The organism is Paraburkholderia sp. RCC_158, assembly GCF_041355255.1.
Lineage (GTDB): Bacteria > Pseudomonadota > Gammaproteobacteria > Burkholderiales > Burkholderiaceae > Paraburkholderia > Paraburkholderia graminis.
Genome location: NZ_JBFUPM010000001.1, coordinates 809,238 through 823,924, shown reverse-complemented (window position 1 = coordinate 823,924; position 14,687 = coordinate 809,238). Strand labels below are relative to the sequence as shown.

Annotated in this window: 13 protein-coding genes; 5 read left to right on the top strand and 8 right to left on the bottom strand. The window is 64.0% G+C overall.

The window, feature by feature from the left end; translation table 11 throughout:
• Position 1: 1 nt before the first annotated feature.
• Complete coding sequence (locus tag AB6809_RS03745) at positions 2–751, top strand: phosphorylase (RefSeq protein WP_371026002.1); 750 nt, start codon at positions 2–4, stop codon at positions 749–751.
• Between the two features lie 338 nt (positions 752–1,089).
• Here AB6809_RS03745 and AB6809_RS03740 read toward each other — a convergent pair whose 3' ends face one another.
• Positions 1,090–2,151: a VacJ family lipoprotein gene (locus AB6809_RS03740; protein WP_371026001.1), complete on the bottom strand. Its 1,062-nt coding sequence runs from the start codon at positions 2,149–2,151 to the stop codon at positions 1,090–1,092.
• A gap of 2 nt (positions 2,152–2,153) precedes the next feature.
• Entirely contained in the window at positions 2,154–4,769 is a 2,616-nt protein-coding gene (locus AB6809_RS03735) for an MMPL family transporter (RefSeq protein ID WP_029967259.1), read from the bottom strand.
• A gap of 349 nt (positions 4,770–5,118) precedes the next feature.
• On the opposite strand from AB6809_RS03735, the gene AB6809_RS03730 reads away from it, so the two are divergent.
• Positions 5,119–5,724 carry a phospholipid-binding protein MlaC gene (locus AB6809_RS03730; RefSeq protein WP_006047439.1) on the top strand — a complete coding sequence of 202 codons (606 nt, stop codon included), beginning with the start codon at positions 5,119–5,121 and terminating at the stop codon, positions 5,722–5,724.
• 77 nt (positions 5,725–5,801) lie between these two features.
• On the opposite strand, the gene hpnH is transcribed toward AB6809_RS03730, so the two are convergent.
• Both hpnH and ispH read right to left on the bottom strand, forming a co-directional pair.
• Positions 5,802–6,956, bottom strand: coding sequence for an adenosyl-hopene transferase HpnH (hpnH, locus tag AB6809_RS03725; protein WP_006047438.1), 1,155 nt, complete (start codon positions 6,954–6,956; stop codon positions 5,802–5,804).
• A 10-nt stretch (positions 6,957–6,966) separates the two neighbouring features.
• Positions 6,967–7,911 carry a 4-hydroxy-3-methylbut-2-enyl diphosphate reductase gene (gene ispH, locus AB6809_RS03720; RefSeq protein WP_006047437.1) on the bottom strand — a complete coding sequence of 315 codons (945 nt, stop codon included), beginning with the start codon at positions 7,909–7,911 and terminating at the stop codon, positions 6,967–6,969.
• Positions 7,912–8,252: 341 nt separating this feature from the next.
• On the opposite strand from ispH, the gene AB6809_RS03715 reads away from it, so the two are divergent.
• Complete coding sequence (locus AB6809_RS03715; protein ID WP_029967257.1) at positions 8,253–9,434, top strand: glycosyltransferase; 1,182 nt, start codon at positions 8,253–8,255, stop codon at positions 9,432–9,434.
• Positions 9,435–9,516: 82 nt separating this feature from the next.
• Here the strand turns inward: AB6809_RS03715 and AB6809_RS03710 are convergent, their stop codons facing one another.
• Both AB6809_RS03710 and hpnA read right to left on the bottom strand, forming a co-directional pair.
• Complete coding sequence (locus AB6809_RS03710) at positions 9,517–10,059, bottom strand: hypothetical protein (RefSeq protein ID WP_029967256.1); 543 nt, start codon at positions 10,057–10,059, stop codon at positions 9,517–9,519.
• Between the two features lie 93 nt (positions 10,060–10,152).
• On the bottom strand, positions 10,153–11,163 hold the full coding sequence (hpnA, locus tag AB6809_RS03705; RefSeq protein ID WP_029967254.1) for a hopanoid-associated sugar epimerase: 1,011 nt from the start codon (positions 11,161–11,163) through the stop codon (positions 10,153–10,155).
• Between the two features lie 125 nt (positions 11,164–11,288).
• Here hpnA and AB6809_RS03700 point away from each other — a divergent pair, with 125 nt between their 5' ends.
• Complete coding sequence (locus AB6809_RS03700) at positions 11,289–11,582, top strand: acylphosphatase (protein WP_006047433.1); 294 nt, start codon at positions 11,289–11,291, stop codon at positions 11,580–11,582.
• A 133-nt stretch (positions 11,583–11,715) separates the two neighbouring features.
• Here AB6809_RS03700 and egtD read toward each other — a convergent pair whose 3' ends face one another.
• Positions 11,716–12,696 carry an L-histidine N(alpha)-methyltransferase gene (egtD, locus tag AB6809_RS03695; RefSeq protein WP_006047432.1) on the bottom strand — a complete coding sequence of 327 codons (981 nt, stop codon included), beginning with the start codon at positions 12,694–12,696 and terminating at the stop codon, positions 11,716–11,718.
• Positions 12,697–13,161: 465 nt separating this feature from the next.
• Between egtD and rarD the strand changes: the two genes are divergently transcribed.
• On the top strand, positions 13,162–14,052 hold the full coding sequence (gene rarD / locus AB6809_RS03690) for an EamA family transporter RarD (protein ID WP_029967251.1): 891 nt from the start codon (positions 13,162–13,164) through the stop codon (positions 14,050–14,052).
• Positions 14,053–14,101: 49 nt separating this feature from the next.
• Here rarD and AB6809_RS03685 read toward each other — a convergent pair whose 3' ends face one another.
• Positions 14,102–14,641: a DUF962 domain-containing protein gene (locus tag AB6809_RS03685; protein WP_307260352.1), complete on the bottom strand. Its 540-nt coding sequence runs from the start codon at positions 14,639–14,641 to the stop codon at positions 14,102–14,104.
• Positions 14,642–14,687: the final 46 nt, after the last annotated feature.

The following is a 14,687-nucleotide window of genomic DNA, read 5'->3' as shown; positions in this document are numbered from 1 at the left end:
GATGGTTCGTTCAACAGGGCGGTCCGCCGATGCGGATGCCGGCTCACGCTCCGGCTCTGGCGATCTGCCGGTGATCGTCGTGACGGGCATGGCCTTCGAGGCGCGGATTGCACGCGGAGAGGGCGTCGAAGTCGTGTATGCGGCGCGCGCCGACCTGCTCGAGCGCGCGCTGAGCGCCGCGGTGGCACGCGGTTGCTCGGGCATCGTCAGCTTCGGGACGGCGGGCGGTCTCGCGCCGGATCTGAAGCCGGGCGCGCTGGTTATCGCCGATGCAGTCGTCGGCCCGTTCGGCCGTGTTCCGACCGATGCTGCCTGGGCCAACCGGCTCGCTGCCGCGCTCGGAACCGCGCCGCTCGCGTCGCGTTTGCGGCGCGGTCCAATGGCCGCGGTGGCCGCACCGCTCATGTCCGCCGATGACAAGCGCGCGCTCCATCGCTCGACGGGCGCGTTGGCTGTGGATATGGAGTCGCATCTGGCCGGCGCGATGGCCGCGGCGCGTGGCTTGCCGTTCGCCGTGTGCCGCGCGATTGTCGATCCGGCGTGGCGCACGTTGCCGTCGGCGGCGACTGCCGGACTGCGCGACGACGGCAGTACCACGCTTGCGCCGATTTTGCGTGAACTGCTGCGGCAGCCGTCGCAGATTGGCGCGCTGATTCAGGTGGCTGTCGATGCTCGCGCAGCGCGGGTTTCGTTGGTGCAGGCGCGGCACGCGTTGGGCGCGGCTCGTGCGTTGGATATGCGCGTGGCTTGACTGCGCGCGGTGAGGGCGCGTGGCCGGTAGTTTTGCCCCGGCCGCCCGCGCCGCATCCGCACAGTTCTGGCACGGCCAGCCGCTGCTCGCCCATCCGCGCAGTGCTTATCTGCGACGTTCAGCTATGACGCCTACTTGCCGAAAACGCACCTGCGGCGAACCCACCTGCGGCAAACCCACCTGCGGCGGCGCACCCACCTGCCGCCACTTCAACCCGACTGCTCTGCTATCCTCGCCCGCCTGAGCACACCCATCTGCCGCCCGACTGCCTGCGGCACTTTATAAGCGGACTGCTTGCCTATCCCCGCCCACCTCGGACCATGACTCGCCGATGGCCCTTATTGCGCGGCGGGCGCTGAAGCCGGCTGTTTATTATCAGCAGGCGCAGACTGCGGAGCCGGCGTGGTCGTGCCCGGCGCGGAGGCCGCAGCCGGTGCCGTTGCCCCACTATTCGCTCCCGTCGCCGCACCACCCGCACCACCCGCACCACCCGCACCACCCGCCGGCGCCTCCCCCGGGTCCGTGTAATCCGGCACTCCCGCCGGCACCCCCGCCGGCGCGCCCGTAGCCGCACCAGACGCCGCATCCGGCGTCCCCGCCGTATCGCCGGGGTCCGCGTAGTTCGGCAGCGCGGCTGGCGCGCCTGCCGCAGCGCCTTTCGCCGGAACCGTCGCGGCGCCCGAGTCGCCCTCATCGTCGTATTCCGGCAGCGGCGCCGCGTTATCGCTCGTGCCGCGCAGACGCGCCCGCCGTTGCTGCGTGTACGCGTCGCGCACGAACGAGTATTTGTCCAACGCCGCCTGTTGCAGCAGATCCGTCGCGCCGAGCAGGTCGGAGCGCACGCTCACGAACTGCAGCACATACAGCGGATTACGCACCGCCGGCTCCATGTAGTTCAACGGATTGAACTTCACGTCCACCACCAGCCCCATGCTGTCGCGCACCGTACTCGGGCCGAACAGCGGCAACACCAGATACGGTCCCGACGGAATGCCCCAATGCCCAAGCGTCAGTCCGAAATCCTGGTGATGCTTCGGCAGCCCGGCGGGCGTCGCCCAATCGAGCAGGCCGCCAAGACCGAACGTCGAGTTGAACGCGAAACGGATGATGTCCTCGGTCGCGTCGGTGATCTTCAATTGCAGCAGCGCGTTCGCCGCGTTGCTGAGGTCGCCGAGGTTCGAGAAAAAGTTGCTCACGGCCGTGCGCAGCGGCTGCGGCGTCACCTTCTGATAGCCCTTCGCGACGGGCACCGCGACGTAGCGGTCGAGGCCGTCGTTGAAGTTGAACACCGCCCGGTTCATCGGCTCCAACGGATCGCCTGGCTTGCGCTCAGGACCGGTCGCGCAGCCCGATATGAGGCCGGTGGCGGCGAACGCCAGCACAGTGGTACGCAGTTTCATGCTTATATTCCTTGGTGCTTCGCGCGACGTGGGCGCGGCTTGCCCATCAGCACAGGTTGAAAAACCACGGCGCCGATGAGTGTGCAAAAGAGCGAAAGCGCCAGCAGGCGACCCATGCTGGACGTCCCCGGATGATGCGATAGCCAGAGGCTGCCGAACGCCGTCGCCGTGGTCGCGGCGCTGAACAGCACGGCATGCGTCAGGCTCGACTGCAACAGGCCGGTCTGGCCATTGCGCCACGCCATCACGAAGTAAATCTTGAAGGCCACGCCGACGCCGAGCATCAGCGGCAATGCGATGATATTCGCGAAGTTCAGCGGCATGCCGAACACCACGCACAATTCGAGCGTGACGAGCGCCGACACGAGCAACGGAACCAGCGTGCGCAACATGTCGCCGAGGCGCCGCAGCGCGACCCACAACAGGATCGCGATGGACAGCAGCGCCCAGCCGGCAGCCTGCAGGAACGCCTTGATGATCGTGTCCGCGGAATGCAGGATCGAGATCGGCCCGCCGATCGCGCCCGGCTCGGCCTTCTTCACCGCATGCGCGAAGCGGGCGAGCGCGGCGTCGTCATTCGGATCGGCGCCCGGTTTTACTTTCGGCGCGATGTCGACGAGCGCGCGGCCGTCTTTCGAGACCCAGCCCTTCGAGATCTCCTTCGGCAGATTGTCGCGCGTGATTTCAGTCGGTTGCAGCAGGTTTTCGAGTTGCTTGAGCGCAATGCGCAACGGCTCGGACATCGCAGTTTCCGCGCGGTCGCGCGTGGCGGCATCGGCGGCGGCGAGTTTTTGCAGCGTGTCCGACAAGTGTTTGGCTTCGGCTGCGCCGGGGCCCGGGTGATCGTCGGCGGCGAGCGAGAGCTGGTTCGACGCGCGCTTGAGCGCCGCGACGCGCACGGCGTCCGTGGCCTGCGGCGCGGGCTGCTGTTGAAGCGCGGGCAGCAGTTGCTGCGCGGCGCTTGCGATCAGCATCATCTTCTGTTGCTGCTGCGCCGGAACGAAGGTGTCGAGCGTCGTCACGCGGCCGACCTCGGGCAACGCGCGCAAGCGCTCGGCCATGCGGTCGGCGTCGGCAAGCGACGGCGCAAGCGCATGCACGTTGTTCACCGCGGCCTCGGGCGAATCCTTCAGCGACAACAGCGTGGCCATCGACTCCGTATGCGGATCTTTCAGATGCAGCGGATTGAAGTCGAAGTGCAGGCGCGTGAGCAGCGGCGTCGCGCCGATCACGACGATCAACGTGCCGATCAAAACGGGCTTGCGGTGACGAGCAAGGAAATCGTCGACGGGAGCAAGCTGTTTGAAGCCAGGCGATGCGGGCTCGCCCGGCGGATTGAAGATCTTCAGCAATGCCGGCAGCAACGTCATGTTGGTCAGATACGCGACGAACATGCCGACGCCGGCAATCTCGCCGAGCTCGGACACGCCGCGATACGCCGTCGGCAGAAACGAGAAGAAGCTAAGCGCAACGGCGACCGCCGCGAGCGTGAGGGGCACGCCGATACTGTGCGCGGTATGGGCGAGGGCGGCGGACAGCCGGTCGTCGCGATTGCGCTCCTCACGATACTTGACGCCGAACTGCACGCCGAAGTCCACGCCGAGTCCGACGAACAGCACCATGAACGCAACCGAGATCATGTTCAGCGCGCCGACCATCATGAGGCCGAGCGCCGCGGTGATCGCTAGTCCCACGAAGAGCGTGATGAAGACCGCGGCGATCATGCGGCCCGAGCGCAGCGCGAGCCACAAGATCACCAGCACGACGACGAACGTGCCGATGCCGTTGAGCACCGCGCCGTCCTTGACCGACGCGAATTCCTCGTCGGCGAGCGGCTGTTCGCCGGTCAGGCGCACGCTCGCGCCATAGCGCGAGTCGAGATGCAGCGAAGCGGCTGTATCGCGGATCGCCTTCGACGCGCTTGCGCCCGGCTCGAGCGCATCGTAGTTCACGACCGGCTGCACGACCACGAATGCGCGCGCCGGATTGGTGGCCGCACTCTTATCGACGAACGCGCGCCACGAGAAAGCAGCAGGCTTGCCGGCCAGCACGAGATCGAGCGTGTTGGCGCTTTGCGACAACAGGCGGCTCATGTCCGAGAGCTTCACCTGGCCGATTTGCAGCGGCAGCAACAGGCTCGTGGTGAGCGTGCCGGCGAGTCCCGTGAGACTCGGGTCGTGCGCGAGCGTGTTCACGAGCGGGCGCGACTGCACGAGTTGCGAGGTGGTCGACATGACTTCTTCCGTCGACGGGAACAGCAGGCCGTTGTGTTCGAAGAACGGCCCGCCGGCGGGCTGCGAGACCGCGACGAATTCCTTCGGCTCGGCCTTCAGCGCGGCTGTGAGCGCATTCGCGGCAGCGTCGGCGAATTCGGGCGCGCGCGCCTCGACGACGACCAGCACCGTTTCGCCGCGATCGGGGAAGGCCTGGTCCATCGCGTGCTCGAGCGTGGACCATTGTTTGTCCGTTTCGATGAGACGGCTGATGTCCGTGTTGATCTTGAAGTGATGCGCGACATAGATCCCGCTCAGGACGGCGAGCACGATCGACAGTGCGATGATCCGCAGCGGATGGCGCACCGAGTAGGCGACGAGGCGAACGATAGATGACTTCAGCATGTAGGCGGAGCTGGCCTTATCACGGGTGGCATTTTCAGGAAAGTGCACAAGTATACAGAGCCGGAGCAAACCGGACCGCATTCGACGGCAATGCGCGTCGGCGGCGCGTAGTCGCGTCGGCATCGCCGGCGTGCGCGGCATGGCCGGCAGCAAGGGCGGTAGCAAATGCGGCTCCCGGACGCGCCGTTGGATGGCACTGCTCGCCGGCATCGCTCGATGGGGCGGGAACGCAATCTCGGTATACTGGTCTATCCAGCTTTCGCCGCCAGCTTGCTTATCCGTTGTGCTTGCTGGTTCGCTGCTTCGCGGCTAGCGGGCGGCGCACACTTTTTCCAGGTTGCCTGAGCGTATGAAACGTTATCTATCTGCTTTTCTGGCTGCGGCCGTTGTGTCGACGGCTGCCTATGCGCAAACTGCGCCCGACGCCGTGGTAAAAAGTGCCGTCGAGGGCACGGTCTCGGCAATGAAGGCCGATCCGCAGGCACGCGGCGGCGATATGTCGAAGATCACGCAACTGGTCGAGACGCGCTTCGTGCCGGCAACCGACTTTCAGCGCACGACGCGTATCGCGGTGGGCAAGGCATGGAGCACGGCGACGCCCGAACAGCAGAAGCAACTTTACGAGCAGTTCACGCTGTTGCTCGTGCGCACTTATGCTTCGTCGCTTTCGCAGTTGCGCGATCAGGACGTGAAGTTCAAGTTTCTGCCGGTCAACGCGCCGGGCGGCGCAAAAGACATCGTCGTGCAATCGCACGTGCTCAGCAATGGCGGCGACGACGCAATCGACTACCGGCTGACCAAGGGACCGTCCGGCTGGAAGATCTACGACATCAACATGATGGGCGCGTGGCTGATCCAGGTGTATCAGACGCAGTTCGCCGATCAACTGGCCAAGGGCGGCGTCGACGGATTGATCAAGTTCCTGACCGCGCATAACGCGCGCAGCGCGGGATAACTGCACTGCAAAGAAAGCTGCAAAGAAAAAGCGCGGTGGCCTTTAAAGCCACCGCGCTTTTTTATTCGATCCAACGCTCAGTGCGCAGCCGTAGCCGTCTGCACCTTCTTGCCCTTGCCCGCCACCTTGATCTCTTCCAGCTTGATCTCGACGTGGCGCGAGAACACGTACTCGGCCGGGCGCTGCTTGTCCAAAGGAATGTCTTTGGTGAAAGCACCGCTCGTCTTCGGACCGCGCAAGCTCACCTTGAGCGCCTTCAGCGGATGCGCAACCGTATCCATCACGGCCGTCGCTTCGAAACCGCAGTGGACCATGCAGTCGGCGCACTTTTCGTAGTTGCCCGTGCCGTACTTGTCCCAGTCCGTGGTTTCCATCAATTCCTTGAAGGTCTTCACGTAGCCTTCGCCGACCAGGTAGCACGGCTTCTGCCAGCCGAACACCGTGCGCGCCGGGTTGCCCCACGGCGTGCATTCGTAGGTCTGGTTGCCGGCGAGGAAGTCGAGGAACATGGCCGACTGGCTGAACGACCAGTTCTTGCCGTTGTTGCCGCGCTTGAAAATCTCGCGGAACAGATGCTTGGTCTTGTCGCGGTTCAGGAAGTGCTGCTGATCCGGCGCGCGTTCGTACGCATAGCCCGGCGACACCGTGATGCCGTCGACGCCCATCGGCCCGACCGTGTCGAAGAACGCGGCCACGCGCTCCGGCACGGCGTCGTTGAACAGCGTGCAGTTGATGTTGACGCGGAAACCGCGGCGCTTCGCTTCCTTGATGGCCGCGACCGCCTTGTCGTACACGCCGTCTTGCGACACCGAATGGTCATGCATCTGCTGATCGCCATCCAGGTGAACCGACCAGACGAAGTACGGATTCGGCTCGTAGTCGTCCATCTTCTTTTCCATCAGCAGCGCGTTCGTGCACAGGTACACGAACTTCTTGCGCGCGATGATGCCCTTGACGATCTGCGGCATTTCCTTGTGCAGGAGCGGTTCGCCGCCTGCAATCGACACCACCGGCGCGCCGCATTCGTCGACTGCGCCAAGACATTCTTCCAGCGACAGACGCTGATTCAGGATGGGGTCCGGATAATCGATCTTGCCGCAGCCATTGCAGGCGAGATTGCAGCGGAACAGCGGCTCCAGCATCAGTGCGAGCGGGTAGCGTTTGTTGCCGGAAAGGTGCTGACGCATGATGTATGCGCCGACCCGGACTTTCTGTAGCAGCGGAATAGACAAGACGTCCTCCTTAAACTTCGCGTGCCGCGAGTGGTTGCATCAGCTTCGATGGCAACTTGAATTCGACTTTCTCTTCACGGCCCGCCATTGTCGTGACGTCGACGGGCCCCATTGCGCTCAGCGCATCAATTACGTTCTTGACCATTTCTTCTGGCGCCGAAGCACCGGCCGTGATGCCGATGGTCTGCGCATTCGCAAACCATTCCTGCTTCACCTCCGAACCGTCGGCGACGAGATAGCTCGCCACGCCGCTTTCACTGCCGATTTCGCGCAGCCGGTTCGAGTTCGAGCTATTGGTTGCGCCCACCACCAGCAATACGTCGACCTGCTTGCTCAACTCGCGCACCGCGGCCTGGCGGTTTTGCGTCGCGTAGCAGATGTCGCGCGTATCCGGTCCGACGATGTCGTTAAACCGGCGCAGCAGCGCGTCGATAATGCCGCGCGTGTCGTCCACCGACAGCGTGGTTTGCGTGACATAGGCAAGCGGCGTATCGACCGGCAGGTTCAGATGCTCGACCTCGGCTTCGCTCTGCACCAGCAGGACCTTGCCCGGAATCTGGCCGATCGTGCCTTCCACTTCCGGATGCCCGGCGTGGCCGATCAGGATCAGCGTGCGCCCGGCGGCCACATATTGGCGCCCCTGCACGTGAACCTTGGTGACGAGCGGGCAGGTCGCATCCAGCACGTCGAGGCCGCGCGCTTCCGCGTCGCGTTCGACCGTTTGGGCGACGCCATGCGCGCTGAAAATCGCCACGGCGCCTTGGGGCACTTCATCGAGTTCTTCGACGAAACGCGCGCCTTTCTGGCGCAGATTGTCGACCACGTGGCGATTGTGGACAATTTCGTGGCGCACGTACACGGGCGCGCCGTGCTGCTGCAGCGCCCGATCGACAATCTCGATTGCACGAACAACGCCCGCGCAAAAGCCGCGGGGTTGGGCAAGGATGACTCGCATATGTTGGCGGACTCCGACTGACGCGGGTTTCGAAGAAGCCGGAAATTCTGACTTTATCGCCGCGACCATCTAATTAGTTAGCGTCTTGAGCTCCGGCGACGTGCCGGGTACAGCAAAACCAAACGCGCATTCTAACGCTATCAGGCCAGCTTTGCTTTGGCGGCCCCGCCACAGTGTTGGGCGCACGCGGCACTTTCAATCGGCGCGCCGATAATTCGGGCGGCAATAATTGCACGCTGCATCGCTTTGGCGGAACCCTTAAACTACGTCGTCCCGTGGAGCGCTTCGCGCCCACATTAAAAATGATTGCGACGCTTGCTGGAAATCGAGGGTAACGCTTAATGGGCCTGGTGGCGGTAATTCTGTTTTTTCTCTCCTGTTTGTCCCTGCTGATTTGGGCCGTGCTGCTGTTCGCTCGGGGCGGCTTCTGGCGCGCGCGGCCGGCCGCGCCGCTCACGCCCGCGCCGCGCGACGCGTGGCCCGCGGTGGCCGCCGTGGTGCCCGCCCGCAATGAAGTCGACGTCATTGCCGAAGCCGTCACGACGCTGCTCGAGCAGGACTACCCCGGCGAGTTTCACGTGATCGTCGTCGACGATCACAGCACCGACGGCACCGCCGACGCCGCCCGCGCGGCGGCATTGCAGCTGCAATGCCCGGACCGCCTGACCGTGCTCAGCGCGAAGCCGTTGCCGCCGGGATGGTCGGGCAAGGTGTGGGCGCAGTCGCAAGGCATCGAGGCGGTGCGCACGCTTGGCCTGCCGGCGGATTTTCTGCTGCTGACGGACGCCGATATCGGTCATCCGCCCGACGCCGTCGCGCAACTCGTGACCCGCGCCGACGTCGAAAGCCGCGACCTGGTCTCGCTGATGGTCCGCCTGCGCTGCGATTCGTTCTGGGAGAAGGCGCTGATTCCGGCCTTCGTGTTCTTCTTCGCGAAGCTGTACCCGTTCGCGTGGGTCAATAACCCGCGCAATCGCACGGCGGCTGCGGCGGGCGGCTGCATGCTCGTGCGCCGCAGCGCGCTCGAGGAAGCGGGCGGCATCGAATCGATCCGCGCGGAATTGATCGACGATTGCAGTCTGGCGGCGCGCATCAAGCATCGCGGCACGGGGCGTCATGCGATCCGGCTCGACGTGGCGGCGCGCAGCGTGTCGCTGCGTCCTTACGACAGTTGGCGCGACATCTGGAACATGATTGCGCGCACAGCGTTCACGCAACTGCATTATTCGCCGGTGCTGCTCGCGGGCACGCTCGCCGGCATGACGGTCATCTACCTCGTGCCACCCGTCGCCGCGCTGGTGCTCGGGCCGACCGGCTGGCCCGCATGGCTCGCCTGGGCGGCCATGTGCTGCGCGTATGCGCCGATGCTCAGCTATTACCGTCGCTCGCCGCTGTGGGCGCCGTTTCTGCCGCTCATCGCGCTGTTTTATGTCGGCGCGACGTTCGCGTCGGCGGTGCGCTACTGGCGCGGGAAAGGCGGGCAATGGAAGGCGCGGGTTCAGGCGCCGGTGCAGGAACGTTGAGATGGGTGCGGCCCGCATCGGGCCGCACGAAGCAGTGCAGGGCGGTAACAAAAAAAGCGGCGCACAAGCGCCGCTTCGTCATTTAGCCCTTCGTGAGCAGCATATAAAGCTGAATCACCATGTCCGGCGAAAAAGTGAACGGCACCCAGCCGTGACCGGTATGGCGCATGACCAGCAGACGGTCGCCGTTCGACTGCTTCTGCACGGCCATGACCGGATTCTTCGTCGACACGAAGCGCCAGCCCGGCGGAATGCCTGGCGGCGGCTCCGGCGTCATAGAGGCGCGCGCGTTCGACAGTTCCTCGATCAGTTGTCCGATCTGCTCGGCACGCAGCGCGACGGTCTGACCGCCGATCGTCATGGTGATTTCGTTCTGCGCCGGACGATTGATCTCGAGCGTGGGCGGAACCGGCTCTGCGGCGGCTTCGTTCACCGCAACATCAACTTCCGCGTCAACCGCTTCTGCTTGCGCTTCGTCCGCTACGGACGCAGCCTGCTCCACCACCTCATGCGCGGCGTTCTCGTTGCGTGTCTCGGGGATATTCTCGGCCGGCGGGGCCACGACAGCCTGAATGAGCTGATCGACGCCCACTTCCAGCGCGCCGAGCTGTTCGTGAAGATTCATGCGAGGTTTCTCTGGTAAGACCCACGATTTTAACTGCTGCGCGCAGGCTTTTACCTTTCGCAACCACAGCGACGTTGTAACAAAATGCTTGTGCTACGGCTTCAGATAGCCGGCCTGCCGGAACCATTCGAGCGCATCGCTCAAACCCTCGCGATACGGTCGGGCTCGATAACCGAGTTCGCGCTCGGCCTTCGCGGAACTGAAATACATTTTGTTCTTCGACATCTTCAGTCCGTCGACGGTCACGAACGGTTCGCGCTTCGTGAACCTGGCGACGGCTTCCGCACCCACGGCAAGCGGATAAAGCGGCCAGCGCGGCAAGCTGATGGTGGGCGCCTTGCGGCCGGTCAGCGCCGCGATGTCCGCGAGCATCTGCTGAAGCGGCAGATTTTCGCCGCCGAGAATATAGCGTTCGCCGATCTCGCCGCGTTCGAGCGCGAGAAAGTGGCCGGCCGCGACATCGTCGACATGCACGAGATTCAGGCCGGTGTCCACGAAAGCGGGAATCTTGCCGAGCGCCGCTTCGACGATGATGCGTCCGGTCGGCGTCGGCTTCACGTCGCGCGGACCGATCGGCGTGGACGGATTGACGATCACAGCCGGCAGCCCGTCTTCGGCGATCATGCGCTCGACCGCGCGTTCGGCCAGCACCTTGCTGCGCTTATACACGCCGATGGCCTGATCGGCTTTGAGCGGCGAGGTTTCGTCCGCGGAATTGCCGGAGTTGGTCACCTTGAGCGTCGCCACGCTGCTCGTGTACACGATGCGTTCGACGCCTTCCTTCAGCGCCGCGCGCATGGTGGCCTCGGTGCCTTCCAGATTGGAGTGCTCGATCTCGCTCGGGTCAGGCGCCCACAGCCGGTAATCCGCGGCGACGTGCAGCAGGTAGCGCACGCCGCGCAGCGCGTTGCGCATCGACGCTTCGTCTCGCATATCGCCGACGACGATTTCCGCGTCGAGCGATTCGACGTTTTGCCGCGGGCTGGTGGCGCGCACCAGCACGCGCACTTTGAAGCCCTTCTGTTGCGCGATGCGCGCCACCGACGACCCGACGAAGCCGGATGCGCCGGTCACGAGCACGAGATCGCGATTCTGTTCGGTCATTCTGTTTCCGTTTCCTGCGTGACAGTCGGGGGATTGTACGTGGCGCGCGCGGCCGCTGTCGCCCAAGCAGGGTCGCCGCGACCCGACTAGAATGCCGGCTTGAAAGATTGTGAGGAGAGAACGGCATGGCCCCGGATCTGGATGAGCGGATCGAAACGTATTACGTGCGCGTGCGCGGCACTGTGCAGGGCGTCGGCTTTCGTCACGCGACGGTGCGCCAGGCGCACGCGCTCGGCATCAAGGGATGGGTGGCGAATCTCGAGGACGGCTCCGTCGAAGCCATGTTGCAGGGCGCGGCGAATCAGGTCGACCGGATGCTGTCGTGGCTGCGGCACGGGCCGCCGGCCGCGCGCGTGACCGAAGTGAGCGGCGAAGAACGCGCGACGGAAAAACGTTACGAGCGTTTCGAGCAGCACTGAGCGGTAAGAGGCTCAACCGCGGCGCCGTCTGACGCAAAAAAAAGGCGCGCGATTTTTAGCATCGCGCGCCGCTTCGACTGGCTGCGTTGAAAAATCCGCAGCGTTATGAAAAGCCTTAAGCGCCCAGCCTGGCCTAGCGCGCCACTAACAGGCTCTCGGCGAATCCCCACTCGTTTTCCACCCACTGATGGCTGCACGCAAAGCCCGCGTCGTCGGCGATCGCAGGCATTTCGTCGGCGCGATATTTGTGGCTGCTTTCGGTCCAGATCGTCTCGCCTGCCTTTAGCGTGACGGTGAGCTTCGCGGCCGCGATATGCGCGCTCACGTCGCGTTTCGCGCGCAAATGCATTTCGATGCTACGCGCGTCCGGATTGAAACGCGCGACGTGCTCGAACGCGTCGAGCGGAAAATCGCCGCCCAGTTCGCGATTGATGCGCGCGAGCAGATTCAGGTTGAACGACGCGGTGACGCCGATTGCGTCGTCGTAAGCGGCAATCAATGTGGGCGTCGGCTTGATGAGATCGGTGCCGAGCAGAAGGGCATCGCCGGGCGCAAGCATGTTGCGGATGTCGCGCAGAAAACGCGTCGCCGCAAGCCGGCCGAAATTGCCGATCGTACTGCCGAGGAACAGCACGAGTAGCCGCTCGTCGGCCGCGCGCTTCTTGCTGACTTCCGCGAGACCGGCCAGATAATCGCGTTCGTAACCGACAATCGAAATACGCTCGATGTCGCCCAGTTCGCGCCTGCACAACTGCAACGCGCTGCGCGAAATTTCAATCGGGCAGTAAGAAGTGGGGCGCTTTTTACACAGCGCTTCAAGAATGCGCCGCGTTTTGCGGCCGCTGCCGCTGCCCAGTTCCGCGACCGTCACATCATGTGGCAGATGCTCGACGATGTCCGCCGCATGCTTCGCGAGCAGCCGTTCTTCCGCGCGCGTCACGCCGTATTCGGGCAACACGGTGATCACTTCGAACAACGCGGAGCCGACTTCGTCGTACAGATACTTGGAGGGCAACTCTTTCTGCGGCGAATGGGTGAGGCCGGCGCGGACGTCGGCGGCGAAAGCTGAGCGTAGATCGGGCGATGCGTCGTGCGAGATGGCTGGCTGGGTCATGCTGGCTCCAGTAGTCACATTCGGTTTGCGGGATTCGTGCGGGACGCCGGCACGCGTGCGAGTGTGCGATGCGTGCTGCGAAGGAAGCAGGTCCGGAAAAGCCGGCCCGGCTCGTGGATGTTGCAAACGCTGCAGGATGATCCCGAAGCAAGTTTCGCGCTTGAGCGACGGAGTGCTGCGTTGCGGATGCAGACGCGCGGACGTTGCCGCCCGCGCGCGTGAAGTTATGTTCTAGTTCATCGACGCGAGATGTGCACGGATTAATTTGCCGCTGCAACGCGAAAAAGCGCAGAACGCGCGCAACGATGCCGCGAATGCCACGTCGATAATCCGGCTAGAATGCCCGGCTTGCATCGTCAGATCAAAAGCAACAAAGCGGCACGTAAGCGCTGCCGCTCACCGACTTTCACATCGAATGACAACAACTATAGCGATGCGCCGCCATCCCGCGCGACGGGCCGCGCAATGAACGCCTATTCGCCGAAGCGCGGCATTGCCTTATCGATTAGCGCGTGTGCGATGTTCGCGTTGCTGTCGGCATACGCGACGCTGCTCGCGCCGCTTAGCGGCCTCGACATTTTCGCGTGGCGTATCGTGTGGACCGTGCCTGGCGCGCTGTTGCTTGTCGCGTTGCGCAAACGCATGCCGATTCTGCGGCAGCTTCTTTACCGGATGGTGACGCAACCTAAGCTCGGCCTCGCGATGATCGCGGCCGCCGCGCTGCTCGGCGCGCAGCTATGGGTCTTTCTGTGGGCGCCGCTGCATGGGCGCATGCTCGAAGTGTCGCTCGGCTATTTCCTCTTGCCGCTCGTAATGGTGCTGGTTGGGCGCTTTTACTATCGCGAGCGCCTCGACGGTTTGCAGTGGGCCGCGGTCGTCAGCGCGGCCGTCGGCGTCGGTCATGAATTGTGGGTGACGGGTGCATTCTCGTGGCCCACGCTGCTGGTCGCGCTCGGCTATCCGCCGTACTTCGTGTTGCGCCGCAAAATCCAATACGATTCGCTTGCGGTGTTCACCGTCGAAATGATCTTGTTGCTGCCGGCCGCGGTCGCGTTTGTCGTCAGCGGAGGATCGTTGCCGCTTATCTCAGGGCGCATCGACATGTGGTTGCTGCTGCTGCCGGGGCTTGGGCTGCTGAGCACGCTCGCGTTGGCTTCGTATCTGACGGCAAGCCGTCTGTTGCCGGTCGCGTTGTTTGGGATTCTCGGCTACGTGGAGCCGGTGTTGCTGGTGCTGGTGTCGATCACGCTGCTCGGCGAAACGTTGAGCGCCGCGCAACTGGCCACGTATGTGCCGATATGGATCGCCGTCGCGCTGACGGCGCTGCATAGCATGCGGTTCTTGCGCTTCGGCTGAAAGATTAAAAGACTGGAGCCGCACGGTTCATGAGGCGAGGCGGCGCGTGTTATCGGTGTGCCGCGGCGCGGTCCTGAGTGATGCGCGTCGGCCCCACCTCGCGTTCTATCGCCTCACGCAATGCAGGCCGCCAGCCGATGCCGAACAGTGCTTCGGCCAACACAAACAGCGGTCCGATGAGAAGGCCAATTACATCGTCGATAAAAGCCGGCTTGCGATGCTCGTAGGCAACGTGCCCGATAAACTGGAACACCCAGCCGATCACGAAAAGCCCAACACCCGTTGCGAGCCAGGCCAACGTGGATTGCGCGGCGATCCACTCGCCGAATGCGATGCACAGCGCGGACACCACGGCCATCATCAAACCGAGCGGCACGTCGAGCACGAGGTAATAGAGCGTGGCCGCGACGAACAACAGCCACGCCGCCGATAACGCGAACGGCCACCCGCCCGGCACAAACGACGGACGGCTCAGCAGCACCGCCAACGCCAGCACGATCAGCGGAATGCCGATGAAATGCGTGGCGATGTTGCGCCGGTCGCGATGGTAAGCCGCATACTGCGTAAGCTGTTGCGTCAGCGTTCTCATGGATGCCGCTCCTCGGTCAAAGTCAGCATAATCGCGGCGATCGAAA

Bases quoted from the DNA above. Each gene is read 5' to 3' on its own strand.
- AB6809_RS03745 (WP_371026002.1), top strand. From the start codon at position 2: ATGGTTCGTTCAACAGGGCGGTCCGCCGATGCGGATGCCGGCTCACGC.
- AB6809_RS03740 (WP_371026001.1), bottom strand. From the start codon at position 2,151: ATGAAACTGCGTACCACTGTGCTGGCGTTCGCCGCCACCGGCCTCATA.
- AB6809_RS03735 (WP_029967259.1), bottom strand. From the start codon at position 4,769: ATGCTGAAGTCATCTATCGTTCGCCTCGTCGCCTACTCGGTGCGCCAT.
- AB6809_RS03730 (WP_006047439.1), top strand. From the start codon at position 5,119: ATGAAACGTTATCTATCTGCTTTTCTGGCTGCGGCCGTTGTGTCGACG.
- ispH (WP_006047437.1), bottom strand. From the start codon at position 7,911: ATGCGAGTCATCCTTGCCCAACCCCGCGGCTTTTGCGCGGGCGTTGTT.
- AB6809_RS03715 (WP_029967257.1), top strand. From the start codon at position 8,253: ATGGGCCTGGTGGCGGTAATTCTGTTTTTTCTCTCCTGTTTGTCCCTG.
- AB6809_RS03710 (WP_029967256.1), bottom strand. From the start codon at position 10,059: ATGAATCTTCACGAACAGCTCGGCGCGCTGGAAGTGGGCGTCGATCAG.
- hpnA (WP_029967254.1), bottom strand. From the start codon at position 11,163: ATGACCGAACAGAATCGCGATCTCGTGCTCGTGACCGGCGCATCCGGC.
- AB6809_RS03700 (WP_006047433.1), top strand. From the start codon at position 11,289: ATGGCCCCGGATCTGGATGAGCGGATCGAAACGTATTACGTGCGCGTG.
- egtD (WP_006047432.1), bottom strand. From the start codon at position 12,696: ATGACCCAGCCAGCCATCTCGCACGACGCATCGCCCGATCTACGCTCA.
- rarD (WP_029967251.1), top strand. From the start codon at position 13,162: ATGAACGCCTATTCGCCGAAGCGCGGCATTGCCTTATCGATTAGCGCG.
- AB6809_RS03685 (WP_307260352.1), bottom strand. From the start codon at position 14,641: ATGAGAACGCTGACGCAACAGCTTACGCAGTATGCGGCTTACCATCGC.